Origin of the sequence: Microbacterium sp. NPDC078814, assembly GCF_040702645.1 — a bacterium.
GTDB lineage: Bacteria > Actinomycetota > Actinomycetes > Actinomycetales > Microbacteriaceae > Microbacterium.
Window position 1 is genome coordinate 213,175 of sequence record NZ_JBFBLT010000003.1, and the last position, 20,567, is coordinate 233,741.

Here is a 20,567-nt window from a genome sequence, read left to right on the forward strand (position 1 = left end):
GGACGCGGCGGTCATGCGGCGCCCCCGTGCTCGTGGTCGTGGTCGTGGTGCGGCTCCGCATCGGGGACGCCGACCACGACGAGCCGGTCGCCGGCCCGGAGCACGAACACCGGGGTGCCGTAGAGATCCGTCAGCACGCGGGTCTGCAGCACCTCCTCCGGGGTCCCGAGGAGGAACCGGCCCCCGGCGATGTAGAGGATGCGGTCGACGCGGTTCAGGATCGGGTTGACGTCGTGCGTGACGAAGAGCACGGCGGCCCCGCGCTCCCGACGCTGGCGGTCGATGATGTCGGTGACGGCGACCTGGTTGGCGAGGTCGAGGTTCGACAGCGGCTCGTCGCAGAGCAGCAGCGCGGGCTCGTCGGCCAGCGCCTGTCCGACCCGGAGGCGCTGCTGCTCCCCGCCGGAGAGCAGGCCCACGCGGCGGTCCGCGTAGGACGTCGCCCCGACCGCGGCCAGCAGCGCGTCGACCTTCGCCCGGTCGCCGCGGTGCGGGACAGGGAAGCCGAAGCGGCTGCCCTGCACGCCGAGGGCGACGAGGTCACGGGCCCGCATGCTCGTGTCGGGCGCGAGCGAACGCTGCTGCGGGATGTACCCGATGCGGGCGTTGCCGCGGTGCACGGGCTCGCCGGCCACGCGGATGCTGCCGCGGGACAGGGGCTGGAGTCCCAGGATGCTGCGCAGGAGCGTCGTCTTCCCGGAGCCCGACGGACCGAGAACCGCGATGAACTCGCCGGGCTGCACCGCGAGGTCGAGCCCCGACCAGAGCTCGCGGTCGCCCCGCTGCAGGGCGCCGTCGGCGATCTCGAGGACCGGACCGGTCTCCCTCGCGGGTCGCTGAGCCTGTGAACGGGCTCCGCTCACGACTGGACGGCGGCGGCGAGGCTCTGGATCGCGTCACTCATCCACTCAGAGTACGACGATCCGTCCTCGAGCAGCTCCGTGAACGCGACCACGGGCACCCCGGCGTCCTCCGCGGCCTTCTCCACGCGCTCCGTCTCCGCGCCGCCGGTCTGGGCGTTGGTGAGCACGGCGGTCACATCGCCGGACCCGACGACCTGCAGCGCCTCGAGCAGCACGGCGGGCGCGACATCGCTGCCCTCCTCCACCGACTCCGCGAAGCCCTCGGGGGTGACGTCGGTGAGCCCGGCGGCCGTGGCCAGGTACCCGGGCAACGGCTCGGTCATGAACACCGTCGCACCGGCGGCGTCCGCCTTGATCGCCTCGAGGTCGCCCTCGAAGCCCTCCAGTTCCGCGACGAGCTCGTCCGCGTTCGTGCGGAACGTGTCGGCACCGTCGGGGTCGATCTCGGTGAGCTCGTCGGCGATCGCCTCGACGACGTGGATCATCGTGTGCGGGTCGAACCACACGTGCTCGTTGAAGCCCTCGATGTGGTCGTGGTCGGCGTGCTCGTCTTCGCCCTCGGCGTGCTCGTGATCGTGCGGCTCCTCGGTCGCGGCCTCGTCGTCGCCCTCGTTCCCCGGGTAGTCGTGCGAGAACTCCACCGCGGTGACGACGTGCGGGTCCTGCGCATCCTGCAGGAGGCTGTCGATGAACGCGTCGTAGCCGCCGCCGTTCTCCACCACGAGGTCGGCCTTCTGCAGCGTGAGGCGGTCGCGAGCGCTCGCTTCGTAGGAGTGCGGGTCCTGGGTGACCGAGTCGATGATCGAGGTGACGTCGACCCGGTCTCCGCCGACCTGCGCGGCGATGTCGCCGTAGACGTTGGTGCTGGCGACGACCGTCACCGCGCCGTCGTCCTCCGCCGCGCCGGAGGTCGACGAGCATCCGGCCAGGGAGAGGGCGGCGACCGAGGCGAGCGTGAGGGCGAGGGCGGGCTTCTTCATGGGTCCCACTCTAAACGCTAATGAGAACCATTATCAAACCGGCCCTCGCCCGCCGGCGCCGCCTCAGCTCGCGAGCGCTCCCGGGGCGATCCAGACCGTGGCCTCGCCCGGCAGCGCGGACCCGTCCAACGCGACGGTCGACAGCACGGCGTCGTCGGCCGCGGCGCCCAGCTCGAACGGCGAGGTGCCGAAGTTCGTCACGACCTCCCACCCGTTCGGGCGGCGGAACCGCAGCACGTCCTCCCGACCCGTGTCGACCCACTCGAGCGTCTCCCCGGTCTGCAGCAGTCGTCGCAGCCGCAGCGCCTCGCGGTACAGGTTGAGGGTCGAGCCGGGGTCGGCGTCCTCCACCTCCACCGCATGCGCCGCGAACCAGGCGGGCTGCGGCAGGTGCGCGCCGGCGGCGCCGAAGCCGTACGAGCTGCCGGACGCCGTCCACGGCAGCGGCACGCGGCAGCCGTCGCGGCCCAGGCCGTCGAAGTCCGCGCCGCGGAAGAACCCGGGGTCCTGACGCTGGTCGGGCGCGATCTCCGCGACCTCGTGCAGGCCCAGCTCCTCGCCCTGATAGAGGTAGGCGCTGCCGGGCAGGCCGAGCAGCAGCAACGTCGCGGCGTGCGCCCGGCGCAGGCCGCCCTCACGGTCGAGGCCCTCCTCCGGGCCGCCGGCGCGCACCCACTCGGTGCCCTGCTTGACCGCGCGGCCGCGCAGCGGCGGCAGGCCGTAGCGGGTGGCGTGCCGCGTCACGTCGTGGTTCGAGAGCACCCAGGTGGTCGACGAGCCCGCAGCCTGCGCTTGGGCGAGGTTGTCGGCGATGATGCGCTGGAAGTCCGTCGCATCGAAGTCGGCGACGAGCAGGTCGAAGTTGAATGCCTGCCCGAGCCCCTCCGCGGAGGCGTACTTCGCGCGGCGCTCCGGGGTCTCCACCCACGCCTCGGCGACCGCGGTGCGCGGCGGGTCGTACTCGTTGAAGACCGCGCGCCACTGCGCGTAGATCTCGTGCACGTCGTCGCGGTCGATCATCGGATGGGTGCCGGAGGTGCGGTCCATCGCGTCGAGCTCCGCGCGGGACGGCAGCGGCTCGGTGAGATCCTTCGTCAGCATGTGGGCCACATCGATGCGGAAGCCGTCCACGCCGCGGTCCGACCAGAAGCGGAGCGTCGTGAGGAAGTCCTCGCGCACCTCCGGGTGGTCCCAGTTCAGGTCGGGCTGCTCGACGGCGAAGTTGTGCAGGTACCACTGGCCGTCCGCGACGCGCTCCCAGGCGCTGCCGCCGAAGACCGAGACCCAGTCGGTGGGCGGCTCCGCACCGTCGGGGCCGGTGCCCTCCCGGAAGATGTAGCGCTCCCTGGCGGCCGAGCCGCGGCCGGCGGCGAGTGCCTCCTGGAACCAGGCGTGCTGGTCGGAGGTGTGGTTGGGGACGATGTCGACGACGACGCGGATGCCCCGCGCGTGCAGCGCCTCGACCATGGCGTCGAAGTCGTCGAGGGTGCCGAGGCGGGGGTCGACGTTCCGGTAGTCCGCCACGTCGTACCCGCCGTCGGCGAGCTCCGACGGGTAGAACGGGCTCAGCCACACCGCGTCGATGCCGAGCTCGGCGAGGTAGTCGGCGCGCGACACGATGCCGGGGATGTCGCCGAGGCCGTCGCCGTCGGCGTCCGCGAAGCTCCGCGGATAGATCTGGTACACGGCGGCCTGGCGCCACCAGGTCGCGGTCTTGTCGTCTTCGCGGGTCGCGGTGAGCAGCGAATCGGTCATGAGGAAGAGGCTCTCCTTGGTCTTCTTGCGGGGGTCGGGTCAGCCCTTGACGGCGCCCTGCGTGACGCCCTCCATCACCCAGCGCTGAGTGAAGAGATAGGCGACGATCGCGGGAGCCATGGCCATCAGGTACGAGGCGAAGGCGACGTTGTAGTTGTTGCTGAACTGGTTCTGGAAGAGGTTCTGCCGCACCGGGAGCGTCTGCAGCGCCGGGTCGGAGATGATCAAGGACGGCATCATGAAGTCGTTCCAGGCGTAGAGGAAGGCGAAGATGCCGACCGTGGCGCTCATCGGCGCGAGCAGCGGGAAGATGAGCCGCCAGAACGTCTGCCACGTCGTGGCGCCGTCGATCCGCGCGCTCTCCTCCAGCTCGATCGGGATCGAGCGCAGGAACGCCGTGAACAGCAGCACGCTGAAGCTGAGCTGGAACATCGTGGCGAGGATGATCACGCCGAACGGGTTGTCGAGGCCGACGCGTCCGGTGAGCTGGATCTGCGGAAGGGCCACGACGGGGAACGGGATGAACATCGCCGCGAGCAGGTAGAAGAACGAGTAGCGGAACAGCCGGCGGTCCCAATTGCGCACGATCGCGTATGACGCGAAGGCCGCGAGCACGATCGTCGCGATGACCGTGCCGGCCGTGACGAGCAGCGAGATCGCGGCGCCCACCGGGAACTTCGTGAGCGTCCACGCCTGCACGAAGCCGTCGATGCTGAACGGCGCCGGCAGCGAGAACGCGTTGCCGTCGACCGCCTGGCCGGTGGTCTTGAACGCCATCGAGATCGTCACGTACAGCGGGATGAGGATCGTCGCCGTGCACAGGATCAGGATGATGGTGCCCGACCAGTTGACGCGCTCCATCTTCTGCCGCTTCCGGCGTCCGTCCGCGGGGATGGTGGTGAGGGTCTCCGTCGACATCAGAACGTGTTCCTTCCGCGGGTCAGCGAGAGCTGGAGGACGGAGATGAGCACGGCCACGATGAAGAAGATCGTGGCGTTGGCCATCTGGTAGGCGTAGTCGCCGCCGTTGAAGCCCGCGATGATCGTCATCGCGACGCTGCGGGTGGCGGTGCCCGGGCCGCCGTTGGTGAGGCCGACGATGATGTCGTAGGCGTTGAGGAAGCCCTTGAAGCCGAGGATCACGTTGATGACGACGTATCCGGCGACGAGGGGGATCGTGATGCGGGTCAGCTGCTGCGTGCGGCTGGCGCCGTCGATGCTCGCCGCCTCGTACACCTCGCCCGGCACCGACAGGAGTCCGGCGATGTAGATGAGGAGGGTACCGGGGACCGCCTGCCAGGCGGTGACGATGACGATCGCGACCCAGGCGAGATCGGGGTTGGCGAGCAGGCTCGTCTCCAGCCATGGGATGCCGGTGGCCGCGCCCGCCGCGGGGATCGAGTTCGAGAACAGGAAGTTGAAGACGTAGGCGATGATGATGCCCGAGATCACCATCGGGATCACGAAGATCGTCCGCAGCCCCGTCTTGAACCGGATGCGGGAGGTGAGGCCGACCGCCAGCAGGAACGCGATGACGTTGACGACGATCACGGTCGCGATCGAGAACCCGAAGGTGAAGAGGTAGCTCTGCAGGATCGCCGGGTCGCTGAACAGCGCGATGTAGTTCGTCAGCCCGTTGAAGCTCCACTCGCCGATGCCGATGGAGTCGGTGAAGCTGAAGAAGATGCCGATGACACCGGGGACGGTGATCGCGAGCGTGAAGATCACGAGGGTCGGCAGGAGGAAAAGGTAGTAGATCGGCTCGACGCGGCGGGTGTGGCGGCGGATCTTCCGCGGCCCGCCGGTGAGGATCGCGGTGGTGCTCGTCCCGGCGTCGGCGCCGGTGGTCGTGGTGGTGCTCATGGCGCGGACTCCTCTGTCTCGCCCGATGCGGAATCCTCGGAGCTCGGGATGGGGGCGCGGAAGGCGATGCGGGCCCAGTCGGCGTCCATGGTCCGGAGGATGGACGACGGGGCGGCGCCGAGGACCATGGCCTGCGCGTAGTTGAAGATCGGCAGGGTCTTCGGGACGAGCACCGAGGGGCCCTGGTAGATGCGGCCCTCGTCGTAGTACGGGATCATGCCCTCGATGCGCGGGTCGTCCGGCGGCGCCGCGTCGGTCGTCGGGGTGAACCCCAGCTGCGAGGCGTTGTACTCCTCGATGTTCTCGGGGAGGTAGAGGTAATCCAGGAAGTCGCGCGCGGCCTCCTGGTGCCGGGACTCCTCGGGGATCATGACCGCGAGGTCCATGTTCACGCGGACCGCGAGGTCGTCCGGCTCGTCGGTCATGGGCAGCGGGAAGGTGCCGAGGTCGAGGTCGGGGTCGGTCTTGGCGATCTCGCTGAACGCCCACGGCCCCTGCAGGTACATCGCGGCCTCGCCCTTCGCGAAGGCGAGGTTCCCGTCTCCGTACGCCCGGCTCGCGGCGTCCTCGTTCGTGTATTCGTCCGCGAGCACCATCATCCTGTCCATCGGCTCCGCGAAGTCCTTCTCGAAGGAGACCTCCGAGTCCGGCCCGACATCGGTGCCCTCGGCGGCGAGCGCGTCGAAGAACGCCAGCACGTCGAGCGAGCCGCCGACGGCGTAGTCGTACCACCCCTGTCCGACCGTCCAGTCGTCCTTGAAGGTGGCGTAGAACGGATCGATCCCGGCCTCACGGAGGCTGTCGCTGACGGCGAGGAGCTCGTCCCAGGTCTGCGGCACCTCCAGGCCCTGCTCCGCGAAGATCTGCTTGTTGTAGATGACCGAGGCGGCCATGACCGAGTAGGGCAGGGCGCTGGTGCGGCCCGCGCAGGAGCCGTACTGGTCCATGAGCGGCTGCAGGTCCTCGCGGATCCCGGCGGCGGCCTCGGTGTCGGAGAGATCGGTGAGCGCGCAGCGCTGCACGAACCGGGCGACCTCGTAGTTGTAGTTGGCGAGCATGATGTCGGGCGGATTGCCCCGGACGAAGCTCGCGGAGACGACGTCGACGCCGGACGTGTCGATCTCCACCCGCACGTCGTCCTGCGACGCGTTGTACTCCGCGACGAGCTCCGTCATGAACGGGATGGCCTCGCGCTTGCTGAACGTGAAGCGGATGGTCTCCGCTCCCCCGCCGACGGCGCAGCTCGTGAGCGCCGTGCCGGTCAGCACGAGACCGAGCGCTCCGGCGGCCCAGCGCACCGCCCGTGATCGTGTGGCAGACACCGTCGTCCTTTCGTAGATCCGCGGAGTAAATCTAGTGAGCGAATTTAGTCCGTCTAGAGGTACTGTCTCATCTGGGCGACAGAAAGGTCAAGGGGAGTGGCAGAGGTCTCGACAGGACTCGGCACCGGCCGCGCGAGTGTGAGCGCGGTGCTCGACTTCGCCTGGACGGCCGGCGAGTTCACCGCCACCGAGGCGATGGCCGGCACCTCGCTCACCCGCTCCACAGCCATCGACGCCATCGACACGCTCGTCACCGCCGAGGTGCTGCGCGAGCTTCCGAACGCTCGCGCCATCGGCGACTACCGCTCCGGACGCCCCGCGCGCCGCTTCGCCCTCGCGGCGGATCTCGGTGTGGTGATGGGCATCGACGCCGGGGACACCCACCTCGCGGTCACCGTCGCGGATCTGCTCGACCGCACGCTCGTGCATCATCGCGTGGAGGTCGACCCCGCGCAGAGCGTCGAGGACCGCCGGGCGACGATCCTGCGGCATCTCGCCGCCGCGCGCGACGAGGCCGGGGTGCCCCCGGAGCGCGTGCTCGCGGTGTGCGCCGGCGTCGCCGCCCCCGTGAACCGCGACGGCATCTCACCCCCGCACCCCGACGGCTTCTGGGAGCGCACGAACCCCGGCCTCGCGGAGGCTCTGCGCGACTGGGCCCCGGTGGTCGAGGTCAAGAACGACGCCCAGCTGGCCGCGATCGCCGAGGGGACGCTCGGGGTCGCCGTCGGCTGCCGCGACTATGTGGCCCTGCTCGCCAGCGAGCGCTTCGGCGGCGGCGTCGTCGTCGACGGGCATGTGCTGCACGGCGCCCACGGCGGCGTCGGCGAGGGCGTGGTGTTCGACCACATCATCGGCGTCGGCTCGGCGGTCGGGTTGCGGTACGCGCTGGAGGAGCAGGCCCGGGCCGCCGTCGCGGAGGGCGAGGCCCCCGCCGATGGAGCCCTCGGCCGGCTCGTGGCGGACGGGCCGGTCGACCCCCGACTGGTGCTGACGCTCGCCGCCTCCGGAGACCCCGACGCCCTCCACGTCGCCGAGCGCGTGGGCGCGACCCTCGCCCGCGTCGTCGGCGTGCTCGGCAGCATGTACGACCCCGCGCGCGTGATCATCTGCGGCGCCGTGGCGGAGAGCATCGAACCCGTGCTGGCCGCCGCCCGCCGCATCCTCCCCGACGAGCTGCACCTGCCCGCGCCGGAGATCCTCGCCTCGACGCTCGGCGCGGAGGTCGTGTCGGCCGGCGCGATCGCGACCGCCCGGAAGGCCGCCAGGGAACGGGCCGTCCCCCGCCTCGCGGAACAGCGTCTCACCGCCTGACCCTCTCCCTCCCTCTCTCCCCGCGAGAACAGGCAAGCGCGCGAGTTCAGGCTCTCCCACCCCTGGCAGCCTGTTCCCGCGCGAACGCCTGTGTCGGGGTCAGTTGTCGCGAGAACAGGCCCCCGCGCGGACTCAGGCGAACGCGGGAGTTCAGGCTCTCCCACCCCTAGCAGCCTGTTCCCGCGCGAACGCCTGTGTCGCGCGTCGCACGGACGGGGTGGTCGCGGTCAGGACAGTGTCGGCGGAATACCGAAGAGGCTGTGGAAGGCGGCCGTGCCGGCGGGAGAGATCGTCACGGCGCGCGAGGTCTGCTGAGCGTGGATCCAACCCCTGTCGCGCGCGGCGCGGAGGAGGACGGCTCCGAGGTGACCCGAGAGATGCGAGCGCCGTTCGGTCCAGTCGAGGCAGCTCCGCACAAGAGGACGACGAGACGACGGCACCAACGCGTCCGGCCCCGCGATGCTCTCGAACAGGTCGCGCCCCGTCGCGGTCACCGCGAGGTCCGGCGTGAGGTGCCCCCGCTCGACGAGCGCGTCGAAGAGGGCGACCCCCAGGCGACCGGCGAGGTGGTCGTAGCAGGTGCGGGCCAGGGCCATGCCGTCTCGCGCCGTCGCCGAACGAAGGCTCGAGACGGGAGCCGCCTTCCCGGCGTATGCCGTCGCGGCCTCGATGATGTGCGCGGCGTCAGAAGACGCGAGGGTGACGTAGGAGTGCCGCCCCTGTCGGCGGAGTGCGACGAGCCGGACGTCGAGGAGCGTCGTCAGGTGCTCCGACGCCGTCGACCTCGACACCCCGGCGGCACGCGCGAGCTCGCCGGACGTCCATGCCCGGCCGTCGAGGAGCGCCAGACACATCTGCACCCGGGTCGGGCTGCTGAGCGCGTGTCCCAGCTGGGACACGGACGAGGGATCGACGATCACGCCACGACGGGGTCGTCGAGGAGCGGCGCGCGGAAGTTGGAGCCGACCCGAGGCCCCTGGGCGAAGTAGTGGCGGAAGGCGTAGGAGAGAGGGTCCCACTTGTCCGTGTCGATGCGGTCCGGTCCGTGCGCCTTCAGGATGTCCTCGTGCACGTGGACCTGCAGGACCTCCGCTTCGACCGCCAGCGCGTCGCCGTCGTCGATCGGGATGATCTGCGCCACGCGCGCTTCGATCTGCACCGGACATTCCGCGATCCGGAACGGGATCACCGCGTCCGACGGCACAGGGGTGAAGCCCCCGAGACTCCATTTGTCCGGCTCATGCCGGTACGCGGGAACCTTCTCGGCGGGAACCGGCGAGCGGCCCGTGGTCGGCGCGATCGCCTCCACGGCGTGCACGAGGTCGGCGGAGGGGAGATTGATGACGAGGTCCCTGACCCGTTCGATGTTCGCGGCCGCCTGCCCTTCGGCACCGAGCCCGAGCATGTACCGCGTCCCCAGCGCCCATGCGGACGAGATCGGGCTGATGTTCGACGACCCGTCCGGGTTGACCGTGGTGATCAGCGCGACGGGAGTCCCGAAGTACAACACCGGCAGGTCGACGCTCCGCGTGGTTCTCATCCGTCCATTCTCGCCACCCGATCGTTCGGGCCGCGCCGAAGTGTGGACTCCCTCAGTCCACCAGGAGCGCGGGCTCCTCGAGGATGGAGGCGACGTCGGCGATGAAGCGGCTCATGCCGTCGCCGTCGATCACGCGGTGGTCGAACGAGCCGGCGACCGTGGTCACCCAGCGCGGACGCACCTCGCCGTCGACGACCCAGGGCTTCTGGCTGATCGTGCCCATGGCGACGATGCCGGCCTCGCCCGGGTTGATGATCGGCGTGCCCGCGTCCATACCGAACACGCCGATGTTCGTGATGGTGATCGTGCCGTTCTGCTGGTCCGCCGGCGGCGTCTTGCCCTCGCGTGCCGTGAGCGTGAGCCGGTTCAGGGCGCGGGCGAGGTCCTTCATGCTGAGGTCCTGCGCGTCCTTGATGTTCGGCACGAGCAGACCCCGGGGCGTGGCGGCGGCGATGCCGAGGTTCACGTAGTGACGCACGGCGATCTCGGCCCCGGCTTCGGTGTCGATCCAGGCCGCGTTGACCATCGGCGTCCGGCGGACCGCCCAGATCACCGCGCGGGCCATGATGAGCAGCGGCGAGACCTTGATGTCGGCGTAGTCGGGCGAGGCCTTGAGGCGCTTGACGAGCTCCATCGTGCGGGTGGCGTCGATCTCCTTCCACACCGTCACGTGCGGGGCGGAGTACGCGCTCTGCACCATCGCCGACGACGTCGCCTTGCGCACGCCTTTGACGGGGATGGACTCGGTGCGGTCGTCGCCGGCCGCCGACGGGCGCACCGGCGCGAGGCCGCGCGCCAGGCCGGACGGGGCCTGCGGTGCCGGGACGGTCTCCTCGCGCACGCTCCCCCACTCCGGGGTCTCGATGTTGCGGAAGACGCTGGCCTGGGAGGCGTGCTTCATCACGTCGTCGCGGGTGACCTCGCCATCGGCACCCGTGGGCGTCACGCTCGTGAGGTCGACGCCGAGGTCGCGGGCGAGCTTGCGGATCGGCGGCTTCGCGATCACGCCGACCGACGACCGGACGGGGCGCTCGGCCGGGCGCTTCCGCCGCGAGGTCGCACCGCTTCCGGAGCCGTAGCCGACGAGGACCGACCCGCCGCCCTCCTCGGGTGCGGGCGCCTCCGCCGTGGCGACGGTCCCGGGTGCGACCGAACCGGTCCCCGAGCCGGCCGCGGGGTCGGTCACGAAGGTGATGATCGGGGTGCCGACCTCGACCGTCGCCCCCTCGTCGACGAGCAGCTCACCGACCACCCCCGCGTGCGGGGAGGGCAGCTCGACCAGGGACTTCGCGGTCTCGATCTCGCAGATGACGTCGTTGATGGCCACCCGGTCGCCCGGTGCCACCTTCCACGCGACGATCTCGGCCTCGGTCAGCCCTTCGCCGACGTCCGGAAGGGGGAAGTTCTGCGTGCTCATGACGGGTCCTTTCGGCGGATGCCGGGTGTCAGTAGGCCAGGGAGCGGTCGACGGCTTCGAGGATGCGGTCGGCATCCGGCAGGTAGGCGCCCTCGAGCTTCGCGGGCGGGAACGGGGTGTCGTACCCGGAGACGCGCAGCACCGGAGCCTCGAGGGCGTAGAACGCGCGCTCCATCACGGTCGCGGCGATCTCGCTGCCGAGGCTCGTGAAGCCCGGAGCCTCCTGCGCGTAGACCATGCGACCGGTCTTGCGCACCGACCCGAGGATCGGCTCGTAGTCCACCGGCGACAGCGAGCGCACGTCGACGACCTCGCAGCTCGTGCCCTCGGCCTCGGCGAGCGCGGCGGCCTGGAGCAGCGTCGTGACCATGGCGCCGTGTCCGACGAGCGTCACGTCGGTCCCGGTCCGCACCACCCGCGAGGAGTGCAGCGGGACGGCGGGGGCGTCGAGCTCGACCTCGCCCTTCGGCCAGTACCGGCTCTTCGGCTCCAGGAAGATCACCGGATCGTCCGACGCGATGGCCTCCTGGATCATCCAGTAGGCATCGTTCGCGGTCGACGGCGACACCACCCGCAGACCAGGGGTGTGCGTGAAGTAGGCCTCCGGGCTCTCCTGGTGGTGCTCGACCGCCCCGATGTGCCCGCCGTACGGGATGCGGATCACGACGGGCAGCCGCAGCGACCCCTCGTGCCGGTTGGTGAGCTTGGCGAGCTGGGTGGTGATCTGGTCGAACGCGGGGAAGACGAAGCCGTCGAACTGGATCTCGACGACAGGACGGAACCCCGCCATCGCGAGGCCGATCGCGGTGCCGACCAGGGCCGACTCCGCGAGCGGGGTGTCCAGCACGCGCTGCTCCCCGAAGTCGCGCTGCAGGTGCTCGGTGATGCGGAACACGCCGCCGAGCTTGCCGATGTCCTCGCCCATGAGGATGACCTTGGGGTCGTCCTCCATCGCCTTGCGCATTCCGGCGTTCAGCGCCTTGCCCAGCGGCATGGTCTCCCGGCTCACTGGCCCTCTCCTTCGAACGACGCCTCGTAGCGGGCGCGCCACGCTTTCTGCTCCTCGATCAGCGGATGCGGCTCGCTGTACACGTGGTCGAACATGAGGTCGGCGCGGGGCGGGCCGAGCTGCACGGTGCGGGCGCGGAGGTCTTCCGCGGCATCGGCGGCCTCGGCGTCGACCTCGGCGAAGAAGCCCTCCTCGGCGCCGCGGTTCTCCAGGAAGGCGCGCATACGGACGATCGGGTCACGCCCGGCCCACGCGAGCTCCTCGTCGTCGCCGCGATACTTCGTGGGATCGTCGCTGGTCGTGTGCGCGCCGAGCCGGTACGTCACGGCCTCGATGGCACGGGGTCCGCCGCCGGCGCGCGCCTCGTCGAGGGCCACGCGGGACACCGCGTAGCTGGCGAGCACGTCGTTGCCGTCCACGCGGACGCTCGGGATGCCGTACCCGGCGCTGCGCTGCACGAGCGGCACCCGGGACTGCGTGGTGACGGGGACCGAGATGGCCCAGTGGTTGTTCTGCAGGAAGAAGAGCGTCGGGGCCTGGTAGCTGGCCGCGAACACCATGGCCTCGTGCACGTCGCCCTGGCTGGAGGCGCCGTCGCCGTAGTAGACGACGACCGCCTCGTCGCGCTCGGGGTCGCCGGTGCCGGTGCGGCCGTCGAACGTGAGGCCCATCGCATAGCCGGCGGCGTGCAGCACCTGGGAGCCGAGCACGAGCGTGTAGAGCCGGGTGTTGCCGTTCTTCGGGTCGGTCGGATCCCAGCCGCCGTGGGAGACGCCGCGCATGAGCTTGATGATGTCCAACGGATCCACGCCGCGGATCCGGGTGACCGCGTGCTCGCGGTACGAGGGGAAGATCGTGTCCTGCGCGCGGGCGGCCCGACCGGAGCCGACCTGCGCCGCCTCCTGTCCGCGGCTCGGCGGCCACAGGGCGAGCTGGCCCTGGCGCTGCAGGTTGGTGGCCTGGGTGTCGATCGCGCGGATGCCCACCATGTCGCGGTAGAACTGCGCGAGCTCGTCGTCGGGGATGGCCTCGATGAGCGGCAGGTACTGCTCCGCAGCCGGCGTCGGGGCGACCTTTCCGGTCTCGTCCAGAACGCGCACGAGGGGGGTCTCAGAGGTGCTCACGGCCCCCACGCTACCCGCGTCGGCATGCCGGGTCACGCATACCTAGGACGCCCTCGTATCTCCCCGGAACCCCGAGATTCCGCGGTTCGCAGGGCGGTGCCGCGTTCAGCGGAGGGTCGCCGCGACCTCGAGCACGCGGGCGACGGCCGCCTCCTCGCCGACGGAGATCCGGATGCCGTCGCCGGAGAACGGACGCACGATCAGGTCGGCGTCGATGAACGCCGCTGCGACCTCGTCGGTGCGCGCGCCGGTCGGCAGCCAGACGAAGTTGCCCTGGGCGTCCGGCACCTCCCAGCCCTGCGCGCGGAGCCCCTCGACGAGACGAGCGCGGCGTTCGACGATCACGGCGACGCGCTCCAGGAGCTCGGCTTCGGCGTCGAGGCTCGCGATGGCGGCGTTCTCGGCCGCGGACGTGACAGACAGCGGGATGCCGGTCGTCCGTGCCGCGTCGAGCACCTTCTCGTGGCCGACCGCATAGCCGACCCGGAGCCCGGCCAGACCGTAGGCCTTGGAGAACGTGCGGAGGACGACCACGTTCGGGTGCGCCTCGAAGACGCGCTCGGCCAGGCCGTCGACGGCATCGGGGGCGGTGACGAACTCGGCGTAGGCCTCGTCGAGGATGATGAGCACGTCGGACGGCACGCGGTCCACGAACGCCGCGAACTCGGCAGACGTGACGATGGGACCGGTCGGGTTGTTCGGCGTGCAGACGATGATCGCGCGTGTGCGGTCGGTCACGGCGTCGGCCATCGCGTCGAGGTCGTGGCGGGAGTCGGCCGTCAGCGGCACCTGCACCCCGGTCGCGCCCGCGACCAGCGGCAGGCTCGGGTACGCCTCGAACGACCGCCAGGCGTAGACGACCTCGTCGCCGACCGAGGCAGTGGCGAGGACGAGCTGATGCAGGATCGCGACACTGCCGGAGGCGACATGGACCTGCTCGGGCTCGACCCCGTAGCGAGCCCCGAGCCGCGCACGCAGGCGGCCGGCGGTGGCATCGGGATACCGGTTCATCGGCGTCGTGTGCTGCAGCGCGTCGAGGACCGAGGGCAGCGGATCGAACGGGTTCTCGTTGCTGGAGAGCTTGAAGGCCTCGGGACCGGCCTGCTTGCCCTGTCGATACGGCGCGAGGGAGGCGATGGCGGGACGGATGCGGGGCAGGGTCGGCTCGGTCACGCGTCGAGTCTAGGACGTGCGGCCCGCCACCCTTTCGAGGCCGAGGGTGCGGTGATACCATTCTGGTATGGCTATGACGGTGCGACTCCCTGAGGAACTCGATGCGCGGCTCGAAGACATCGCACGAGCCCGGCACGTCTCCAAGCACGCCGTGATCATCGAGGCGGCCACCCGGTTCGCGAACAGCGAGTCCAAGACGGATCGAGTTCTGGCGCTCGCGGACGAGGTGACCGAACGCTACGGCGACGCCATCACGCGCCTCGAAGACGCCTGATCGATGGCCACCGAGTACGTCGAGCCCGAGCAGGCCCTCGCGCTGATCGCGAAGCTCGGCCTGCATGTGCGCGACGAGGGGCTGCTCTTCTCCGCTCTGGCGCGACCCGCCGCCGGCATGTTCGGCGTCGATGCGTATCCGACGTTCGCGGAGAAGGCGGCGGCCCTGATGAGCTCCGTCGCCCAGAATCACGCGCTGTTCGACGGGAACAAGCGCACAGCGCTCTATCTCACCTTCATCTTCATCCGGCTGAACGGCTACGACATCACCTTCACGAACGACGAAGCCTTCGAGTTCGTCATCGATGTCGCGCAGAGCCGGATGGATCTCGGGGAGATCGCCCAGGTTCTCGCCGCCCACATCCGTCCCGTGGACGACCGCGGCTGACACCGCGGGCCCCGCGTGGGAGACTGAACGCATCATGCGCTTCATCATCCGGGTCGTCGTCAACGCGTTCGCCATCTGGGTCGTCACGCTCATCCCCGTGCTCCAGGTCACGGTGCGCGCCTTCCCGCCGGGCGAGACGCTGCAGCTCGTCCTGACGCTCCTCGCGGTCGGCGCCCTCTTCGCGCTGGTGAACACCATCATCGGCACGATCGTGAAGATCGTCGCCTTCCCGCTGTACATCCTCACGTTCGGCCTCATCGGCTTCCTCATCAACGGCTTCCTGCTCTGGCTGACCGCGTGGATCACCAGCAGCTTCGGGTGGGGCCTGTCGGTCGAGTCGTTCTGGTGGGGAGTGCTCGCCGCGCTGATCATCTCGATCATCAACGGCATCTTCGGCTTCATCCTGCGTCCGCAGAACAAGCGCTCCCGCCGCGACTGACCCGTCTGCGGAGGGCGCGTACGGCTCACGGATCGGGGAGCACCCGCTCCGCGCGGTACTCGGTGCGTTCGACGGTGACGGCGCGGTCGAGGTCGGCCCAGTAGGCGTCGAGAGCCACCGCCCGCGGGTCGGCGGAGGCGTCCACCATCGCCGCGGTATCGATGTAGTTCTCCAGGGAGTGGGTCTCGAGCGCGAGGTCCTGGCGACCGGCATCCGGATCGCCCACCCGGCTCGCGGTGAAGCTGTCGGCGGACCCCGTGCCCTCCCTCGCCCCTCCTGCGGCGAGCGCGGACACCGCGTCGTCGGTGTGCCGGAGCTGCACGAGCGTCTGGTCGGCGGGCAGCGTCGGCTCGACCGGGCTCCCGGCGGTGATCTGGGTCGTCACCGTGAACGCGCTCTCCATCGACAGGTGCGCCGCGATCATGCCACCCTGCGAGTGGGCGACGACGTCCACCCGATCCCCGGGTCTCGCACCCGCCGCGGCCAGCGCGTCGAGGGTCGCCTGATACGACGCGGACCGGGCCCCGGTGTAGAGCTCGATGTTCGACTTCATGTCCCAGGCCTCGACACCCCCGCCCTCCCGGAGGGACATCGAGCGGCTGCCCGAGACGTAGGCGACGTAGCGCGGAGACTCGCCCGGAACCGTGTACTTCTCGATCGCCACCTGCGCCCCGGAAGCGGAGGGCAGGCGCCCGAAGGCGCTAGCCAGTCCGTTCGGAGCCCCGGCCGGGCGGGAACGCGAGGTGACCGATACCCGCACCGGATCCGCCGTCGCGCCGAGTGCCATCCCCGGTCGCACCCGCCCCAGCCCCGACGTCACGCCGACGACAGCGCCGCCCAGGAACACCGGTGGAAGCAGTCCCCCGGCGTCGAACTGGTCGCCCAAGCCACGGAAGCGTCGGTCGTCCGCCATCCGCTCCCGCGCGTCGGCCAGCGCGGCCAGACGCTCGTCGCCGGCGAGGAGCAGCCGCAGGCGCCCCTCCACCGCAGCGGCCGCAACCGTATCCGTCCGCGCCAGCGCCTCCGCCTGCGCCCGCAGCTCGACCACCTCGTAGACCTCGGCCATGAGGTCGAGATCGGCGGCCGTCTCCTGGACACGCGCCGCGAGCGCCTCCAGCGCCGTCACTGCGGACCGCAGGGACCACGCCGCCGAGGCGAGCGCGGTCCATGCGGCGGAGCCGAGCAGCGCCTCGGCACGCCCCACCGCGTCCTGCACCTCCGCGCACACCGGCTCGGCGGCCCGCACGCGCACCGCGAGCTCGCGGAGCTGCGCCGTGTCCACCGCGATCGCGCCGCCGTGGTCGATGTCGAGCCCGCTCATGCACCCTCGACCTCCCCGCGGCACGCCTGCAGCGTCCGGCGCACCGTCGCCGTGTCGTCCGACAGCCGCCAGAGGGCCCATCGCAGCGCCTCGACGCCGTCGGACTCCCAGGCGCACGCGTCACGCAGCGCCGTCAGCGTGGAAGCGAGATCGTCGAGCCCCGCGATGGCGGCGTCCAGCTCGGACAGCACTCCGGCCCGCAGCGCAGGATCGACGTCGGCAGAGGGCGCGGTGAGGGCGAAGGACGACATGGACCCAGCCTTCCGCCGGACCGCGTCCGTTACGGCCAGGGCCCCGTCAGACGGCCACGACCAGTGGAGAGCCCGTTCTCCCCCAGCACCGTGCAGGAGGCTCGAGCCACCCCGCGACCCGACGCCCGCTGTGCAGGAACGGCATCGACCGGCAGAATGGATCCGTGACAGCCCGAGATCCCTTCCGCGTGATCTTCGTCTGCACCGGCAACATCTGCCGCTCCCCCATGGCGGAGGTCGTGTTCCGGGACCTCGCGGAGCGGCAGGGTCTCGGCTCCCAGATCGTCTCGCGCAGCGCGGGCACCGGGGACTGGCACCTCGGAGAGCGCGCCGACCACCGCACCATCGACGCCCTCGCCCGCCGTGGCTACGACGGCTCGCTGCACCGCGCCCGCCAGTTCACCGCCGCCTCCTTCGCCGAGAACGACCTCGTGGTGGCCCTGGACCGCACGCATGAGCGCATCCTCCGCGAATGGGCCGGGGACGAGGACGAGGACGGCAAGGTGACCCTCCTCCTCGCTTTCGATCCCGATGCCTCGACGCACGACGTCCCCGACCCGTACTACGCCGGCCCGGAGATGTTCGATTCGGTGCTCGGTATGATCGAGACGGCGACTCGCGGCTTGTTCCGCCAGCTCGAACCCGCCCTGCGCCTGCCCCGCACGCCCCGAACCTTCGGGGCCTCATCAGGAGGACTCCCCTGACTTTCCAGCCTTCACTCCCGCCGCAGCCCCTCAGCCCCCTCGACGGCCGCTATCGCGGTGCCGTCACCGGGCTCGCCGACTTCCTCTCCGAGGCCGGACTCAACCGCGCCAGGGTCGAGGTGGAGGTGGAATGGCTGATCGCCCTCACCGACCGTTCGCTGTTCGAGACGACCCCGCTGTCGGACGACGACAAGGAGCGCCTGCGCGCCCTGTACCGCGACTTCGGGCAGGCCGAGATCGACTGGCTCGCCGAGAAGGAGGCCGTCACGCAGCACGATGTGAAGGCCATCGAGTACCTCGTCCGCGACCGGCTCTCGACGCTCGGCCTCGACCGCATCGCCGAGCTCACGCACTTCGCCTGCACGAGCGAGGACATCAACTCCGCGTCCTACGCCCTCACCGTCAAGCGCGCGGTCGAGGAGGTCTGGCTCCCGGCCCTCGACACCGTGATCGCGAAGCTGCGCGAGCTCGCGGTCGAGCACGCCGACGCCGCCATGCTGTCCCGCACGCACGGGCAGCCCGCCACCCCCTCGACGATGGGCAAGGAACTCGCGGTCTTCGCCTCGCGCCTCGAGCGCGTGCGCAGCCAGATCGCCGGCTCCGAGTACCTCGCGAAGTTCTCCGGGGCGACCGGCACCTGGTCCGCTCACCTCGCAGCCGACCCGGACGCCGACTGGCCGACCATCGCCCGCGAGTACATCGAGGGACTGGGCCTGGGCTTCAACCCGCTCACGACGCAGATCGAGTCGCACGACTGGCAGGTCGAGCTCTACGACCGCGTGCGTCACGCCGGCGGGATCCTGCACAACCTCGCGACGGACATCTGGACCTACATCTCGCTCGGCTACTTCGCGCAGATCCCGGTCGCCGGCGCCACCGGCTCGTCGACCATGCCGCACAAGATCAACCCGATCCGCTTCGAGAACGCCGAGGCCAACCTCGAGATCTCGGGAGCCCTGCTCGCGTCGCTGGGCCAGACGCTGGTCACGAGCCGCCTGCAGCGCGACCTCACCGACTCCACGACGCAGCGCAACATCGGCGTCGCGTTCGGGCACTCGCTGCTCGCTCTCGACAACCTGCGCCGCGGCCTGAACGCGATCTCGCTCTCGCGCGATGTGCTGCTCGCCGACCTCGACGTGAACTGGGAGGTGCTGGCCGAGGCGATCCAGACGGTGATCCGCGCCGAGGTCGTCGCCGGCCGGTCGAGCATCCAGGACCCGTATGCGCTGCTCAAGGAGCTCACCCGCGGGCACCGCGTCGGCGCCGCCGACCTCGCGTCGTTCGTGGAGGGTCTGGAGATCGGGGACGCGGCCAAGCAGCGGCTCCTCGCGCTGACCCCCGCGACCTACACCGGCATCGCGGAGCGCCTCGCCCGCTGAGGAGCTAGGAGCCCGACTCCCCGGAGTGCTCCTCGACCCTGTCCTTCGGCATGAACGACGCCGCCAGGAGGGTGAGAACCGCGGTCACGGCGACCGCGACGAACACCCACACCGACGCGTGGACGATCGTGTCGGGGTCATCGGGTCCCGCACCCTGCGCGATGACCGCGTTCGAGATCGCCCCGAACACCGCCACGCCCACGGCGCTTCCCGCTGACCGTGCGAACGCGTTCATCCCGGTCACCGCGCCCCGCTCCCCCCAGCCGACCGAGGCCTGTGCGGCGATGAGGGTCGGGGCCGCACTCCACCCGAGCCCGAAGCCGAGGAGGAACGCGATGCCCGCGACGACGAACGGATTCGGCCAGGAGGCGACGGCGGCGAGCGCGATGGCGGCGACGGTCGTGATGCTCATGCCGATGAGCGTGGTGCGACGGAAGCCGATGCGCAGGTACAGCCGTCCGGCGTTCGCGGCGGCGAGCGGCCAGCCGAGGGTCAGAGCGGCCACCGCCAGACCCGACAGCAGCGGAGCGATGCCGATGGACCCCTCGAGGTAGGCCGGGGCGAAGCTCGTCACGCCGAGCATGAGCGCCCCGATGCCGAGCGAGACCACCGTGGTCGTGAGGATGAGCCGACGGGTCACGAGGCGCAGATCGACGATCGGCTCCGCCACCCGGCGCTCGACGAACCCGAAGGCCCCGAGCGCGACCGCCCCGATCCCGAAGCAGAGGGCACTCGGCACGGACAGCCACGCCCAGGCGTTCCCGCCCTCCAGCATGCCGAGGATGAGCGCAGTCAACCCGATCGTGAGCAGCACCGCGCCCCCGTAGTCGATGCTGTGCCGCTGGGTCTGCTTCTGCTCCTTGTACGTGCGCAGCAGCATCCATCCGGCGATCAGGCACAGGGGCACGTTGATCCAGAAGATCCATCGCCAGGCGTCGAGCTGGGCGAAGATGCCGCCGAGTGCGGGGCCCACCACCGAGGAGATGGCCCAGACGCTGGCGACGTATCCCTGCACCTTCGCGCGCTCGGCGACCGTGTAGATGTCGCCGACGATGGTCATCGACATCGGCGCGACGGCACCGGCACCGATGCCCTGGATGATGCGGAAGACGATCAGCGCCGGCATGCTCCAGGCGAACCCGCAGAGGACGGATCCGAGCAGGAAGAGGGCGATGCCGAGCAGGATGATCGGCTTGCGGCCCACGGTGTCGGCGAACCGCGAGTAGATCGGCACGCTCACGGCCTGCGCCAGCAGATACACGGAGAACAGCCATGGGAACTGCTGGTAGCTGCCGAGGTCGCGCACGATGCTCGGCACCGCGGTCGCCAGGATCGTGGCGTCGATCGCGATGAGGCCGGTGGCGAGCATGAGCGCGCCGAGGATGGGTCCCCGCTCCGACCGGAGTCCGATGGAGGCGCGGTCGACGGAGGCAGTCACTCCAGAGACAAGCGGAAC

The 20,567-nt window shown here is 70.6% G+C and carries 21 protein-coding genes; 6 read left to right on the top strand and 15 right to left on the bottom strand.

Going from position 1 to position 20,567, the window contains the following annotated elements:
- Positions 1–11: 11 nt before the first annotated feature.
- The 6 genes from AB0300_RS07210 to AB0300_RS07235 form a co-directional block, all read right to left on the bottom strand.
- The gene (locus tag AB0300_RS07210; protein ID WP_366215861.1) at positions 12–803 is read right to left on the bottom strand and encodes a metal ABC transporter ATP-binding protein; all 792 of its coding nucleotides are present in this window, start codon (positions 801–803) and stop codon (positions 12–14) included.
- 56 nt (positions 804–859) lie between these two features.
- Complete coding sequence (locus AB0300_RS07215) at positions 860–1,843, bottom strand: zinc ABC transporter substrate-binding protein (RefSeq protein ID WP_366215743.1); 984 nt, start codon at positions 1,841–1,843, stop codon at positions 860–862.
- Positions 1,844–1,906: 63 nt separating this feature from the next.
- On the bottom strand, positions 1,907–3,598 hold the full coding sequence (locus AB0300_RS07220) for a glycoside hydrolase family 13 protein (RefSeq protein WP_366215744.1): 1,692 nt from the start codon (positions 3,596–3,598) through the stop codon (positions 1,907–1,909).
- Between the two features lie 39 nt (positions 3,599–3,637).
- Positions 3,638–4,516: a carbohydrate ABC transporter permease gene (locus tag AB0300_RS07225; RefSeq protein ID WP_085605188.1), complete on the bottom strand. Its 879-nt coding sequence runs from the start codon at positions 4,514–4,516 to the stop codon at positions 3,638–3,640.
- Positions 4,516–5,460, bottom strand: coding sequence for a sugar ABC transporter permease (locus AB0300_RS07230; RefSeq protein ID WP_172400071.1), 945 nt, complete (start codon positions 5,458–5,460; stop codon positions 4,516–4,518). Before AB0300_RS07230 ends, AB0300_RS07225 begins: the two co-directional genes overlap by 1 nt.
- Positions 5,457–6,782: an ABC transporter substrate-binding protein gene (locus AB0300_RS07235; protein ID WP_366215745.1), complete on the bottom strand. Its 1,326-nt coding sequence runs from the start codon at positions 6,780–6,782 to the stop codon at positions 5,457–5,459. Before AB0300_RS07235 ends, AB0300_RS07230 begins: the two co-directional genes overlap by 4 nt.
- Before the next feature lie 96 nt (positions 6,783–6,878).
- On the opposite strand from AB0300_RS07235, the gene AB0300_RS07240 reads away from it, so the two are divergent.
- Positions 6,879–8,093, top strand: coding sequence for an ROK family protein (locus AB0300_RS07240; protein ID WP_366215746.1), 1,215 nt, complete (start codon positions 6,879–6,881; stop codon positions 8,091–8,093).
- Positions 8,094–8,320: 227 nt separating this feature from the next.
- Here AB0300_RS07240 and AB0300_RS07245 read toward each other — a convergent pair whose 3' ends face one another.
- The 6 genes from AB0300_RS07245 to AB0300_RS07270 all read right to left on the bottom strand — a co-directional run bounded on the left by AB0300_RS07245 (position 8,321) and on the right by AB0300_RS07270 (position 14,356).
- Positions 8,321–8,992, bottom strand: a complete 672-nt coding sequence (locus AB0300_RS07245) for a winged helix-turn-helix domain-containing protein (RefSeq protein ID WP_197426471.1) — start codon at positions 8,990–8,992, stop codon at positions 8,321–8,323.
- A 17-nt stretch (positions 8,993–9,009) separates the two neighbouring features.
- Positions 9,010–9,633: a flavin reductase family protein gene (locus AB0300_RS07250; RefSeq protein ID WP_025102744.1), complete on the bottom strand. Its 624-nt coding sequence runs from the start codon at positions 9,631–9,633 to the stop codon at positions 9,010–9,012.
- A 52-nt stretch (positions 9,634–9,685) separates the two neighbouring features.
- Positions 9,686–11,050 (bottom strand): dihydrolipoamide acetyltransferase family protein, encoded by a 1,365-nt coding sequence (locus AB0300_RS07255; protein ID WP_025102745.1) that lies wholly within the window; start codon positions 11,048–11,050, stop codon positions 9,686–9,688.
- A gap of 28 nt (positions 11,051–11,078) precedes the next feature.
- Positions 11,079–12,044, bottom strand: coding sequence for an alpha-ketoacid dehydrogenase subunit beta (locus AB0300_RS07260; protein ID WP_062638040.1), 966 nt, complete (start codon positions 12,042–12,044; stop codon positions 11,079–11,081).
- An 11-nt stretch (positions 12,045–12,055) separates the two neighbouring features.
- Positions 12,056–13,183, bottom strand: a complete 1,128-nt coding sequence (locus tag AB0300_RS07265) for a thiamine pyrophosphate-dependent dehydrogenase E1 component subunit alpha (protein WP_366215747.1) — start codon at positions 13,181–13,183, stop codon at positions 12,056–12,058.
- Between the two features lie 105 nt (positions 13,184–13,288).
- Positions 13,289–14,356: a histidinol-phosphate transaminase gene (locus tag AB0300_RS07270; protein ID WP_062765724.1), complete on the bottom strand. Its 1,068-nt coding sequence runs from the start codon at positions 14,354–14,356 to the stop codon at positions 13,289–13,291.
- A gap of 67 nt (positions 14,357–14,423) precedes the next feature.
- Here AB0300_RS07270 and AB0300_RS07275 point away from each other — a divergent pair, with 67 nt between their 5' ends.
- From AB0300_RS07275 to AB0300_RS07285, 3 genes are read left to right on the top strand one after another with little or no spacing between them, the layout of a single operon-like run.
- The gene (locus AB0300_RS07275; RefSeq protein ID WP_029989149.1) at positions 14,424–14,630 is read left to right on the top strand and encodes a ribbon-helix-helix protein, CopG family; all 207 of its coding nucleotides are present in this window, start codon (positions 14,424–14,426) and stop codon (positions 14,628–14,630) included.
- 3 nt (positions 14,631–14,633) lie between these two features.
- Entirely contained in the window at positions 14,634–15,017 is a 384-nt protein-coding gene (locus AB0300_RS07280; protein WP_025102750.1) for a type II toxin-antitoxin system death-on-curing family toxin, read from the top strand.
- Positions 15,018–15,051: 34 nt separating this feature from the next.
- The gene (locus tag AB0300_RS07285; RefSeq protein ID WP_025102751.1) at positions 15,052–15,456 is read left to right on the top strand and encodes a phage holin family protein; all 405 of its coding nucleotides are present in this window, start codon (positions 15,052–15,054) and stop codon (positions 15,454–15,456) included.
- A gap of 25 nt (positions 15,457–15,481) precedes the next feature.
- Here the strand turns inward: AB0300_RS07285 and AB0300_RS07290 are convergent, their stop codons facing one another.
- Entirely contained in the window at positions 15,482–16,777 is a 1,296-nt protein-coding gene (locus tag AB0300_RS07290) for a hypothetical protein (RefSeq protein WP_366215748.1), read from the bottom strand.
- Entirely contained in the window at positions 16,774–17,028 is a 255-nt protein-coding gene (locus tag AB0300_RS07295; RefSeq protein WP_366215749.1) for a hypothetical protein, read from the bottom strand. Before AB0300_RS07295 ends, AB0300_RS07290 begins: the two co-directional genes overlap by 4 nt.
- Before the next feature lie 164 nt (positions 17,029–17,192).
- Between AB0300_RS07295 and AB0300_RS07300 the strand changes: the two genes are divergently transcribed.
- Both AB0300_RS07300 and purB read left to right on the top strand, forming a co-directional pair.
- Positions 17,193–17,732 (top strand): low molecular weight protein-tyrosine-phosphatase, encoded by a 540-nt coding sequence (locus tag AB0300_RS07300; RefSeq protein ID WP_025102754.1) that lies wholly within the window; start codon positions 17,193–17,195, stop codon positions 17,730–17,732.
- Positions 17,729–19,111 (top strand): adenylosuccinate lyase, encoded by a 1,383-nt coding sequence (gene purB / locus AB0300_RS07305; RefSeq protein ID WP_366215862.1) that lies wholly within the window; start codon positions 17,729–17,731, stop codon positions 19,109–19,111. Before AB0300_RS07300 ends, purB begins: the two co-directional genes overlap by 4 nt.
- A 4-nt stretch (positions 19,112–19,115) precedes the next feature.
- Here purB and AB0300_RS07310 read toward each other — a convergent pair whose 3' ends face one another.
- Positions 19,116–20,549 (bottom strand): MFS transporter, encoded by a 1,434-nt coding sequence (locus AB0300_RS07310; protein ID WP_085605202.1) that lies wholly within the window; start codon positions 20,547–20,549, stop codon positions 19,116–19,118.
- Positions 20,550–20,567: the final 18 nt, after the last annotated feature.

What these genes read in the sequence shown, in the direction of transcription:
- AB0300_RS07215 (WP_366215743.1), bottom strand. Translation starts at nt 1,843, where the DNA reads ATGAAGAAGCCCGCCCTCGCCCTCACGCTCGCCTCGGTCGCCGCCCTC.
- AB0300_RS07220 (WP_366215744.1), bottom strand. Translation starts at nt 3,598, where the DNA reads ATGACCGATTCGCTGCTCACCGCGACCCGCGAAGACGACAAGACCGCG.
- AB0300_RS07225 (WP_085605188.1), bottom strand. Translation starts at nt 4,516, where the DNA reads ATGTCGACGGAGACCCTCACCACCATCCCCGCGGACGGACGCCGGAAG.
- AB0300_RS07230 (WP_172400071.1), bottom strand. Translation starts at nt 5,460, where the DNA reads ATGAGCACCACCACGACCACCGGCGCCGACGCCGGGACGAGCACCACC.
- AB0300_RS07250 (WP_025102744.1), bottom strand. Translation starts at nt 9,633, where the DNA reads ATGAGAACCACGCGGAGCGTCGACCTGCCGGTGTTGTACTTCGGGACT.
- AB0300_RS07255 (WP_025102745.1), bottom strand. Translation starts at nt 11,050, where the DNA reads ATGAGCACGCAGAACTTCCCCCTTCCGGACGTCGGCGAAGGGCTGACC.
- AB0300_RS07260 (WP_062638040.1), bottom strand. Translation starts at nt 12,044, where the DNA reads ATGCCGCTGGGCAAGGCGCTGAACGCCGGAATGCGCAAGGCGATGGAG.
- AB0300_RS07275 (WP_029989149.1), top strand. Translation starts at nt 14,424, where the DNA reads ATGGCTATGACGGTGCGACTCCCTGAGGAACTCGATGCGCGGCTCGAA.
- AB0300_RS07280 (WP_025102750.1), top strand. Translation starts at nt 14,634, where the DNA reads ATGGCCACCGAGTACGTCGAGCCCGAGCAGGCCCTCGCGCTGATCGCG.
- AB0300_RS07285 (WP_025102751.1), top strand. Translation starts at nt 15,052, where the DNA reads ATGCGCTTCATCATCCGGGTCGTCGTCAACGCGTTCGCCATCTGGGTC.
- AB0300_RS07290 (WP_366215748.1), bottom strand. Translation starts at nt 16,777, where the DNA reads ATGAGCGGGCTCGACATCGACCACGGCGGCGCGATCGCGGTGGACACG.
- AB0300_RS07295 (WP_366215749.1), bottom strand. Translation starts at nt 17,028, where the DNA reads ATGTCGTCCTTCGCCCTCACCGCGCCCTCTGCCGACGTCGATCCTGCG.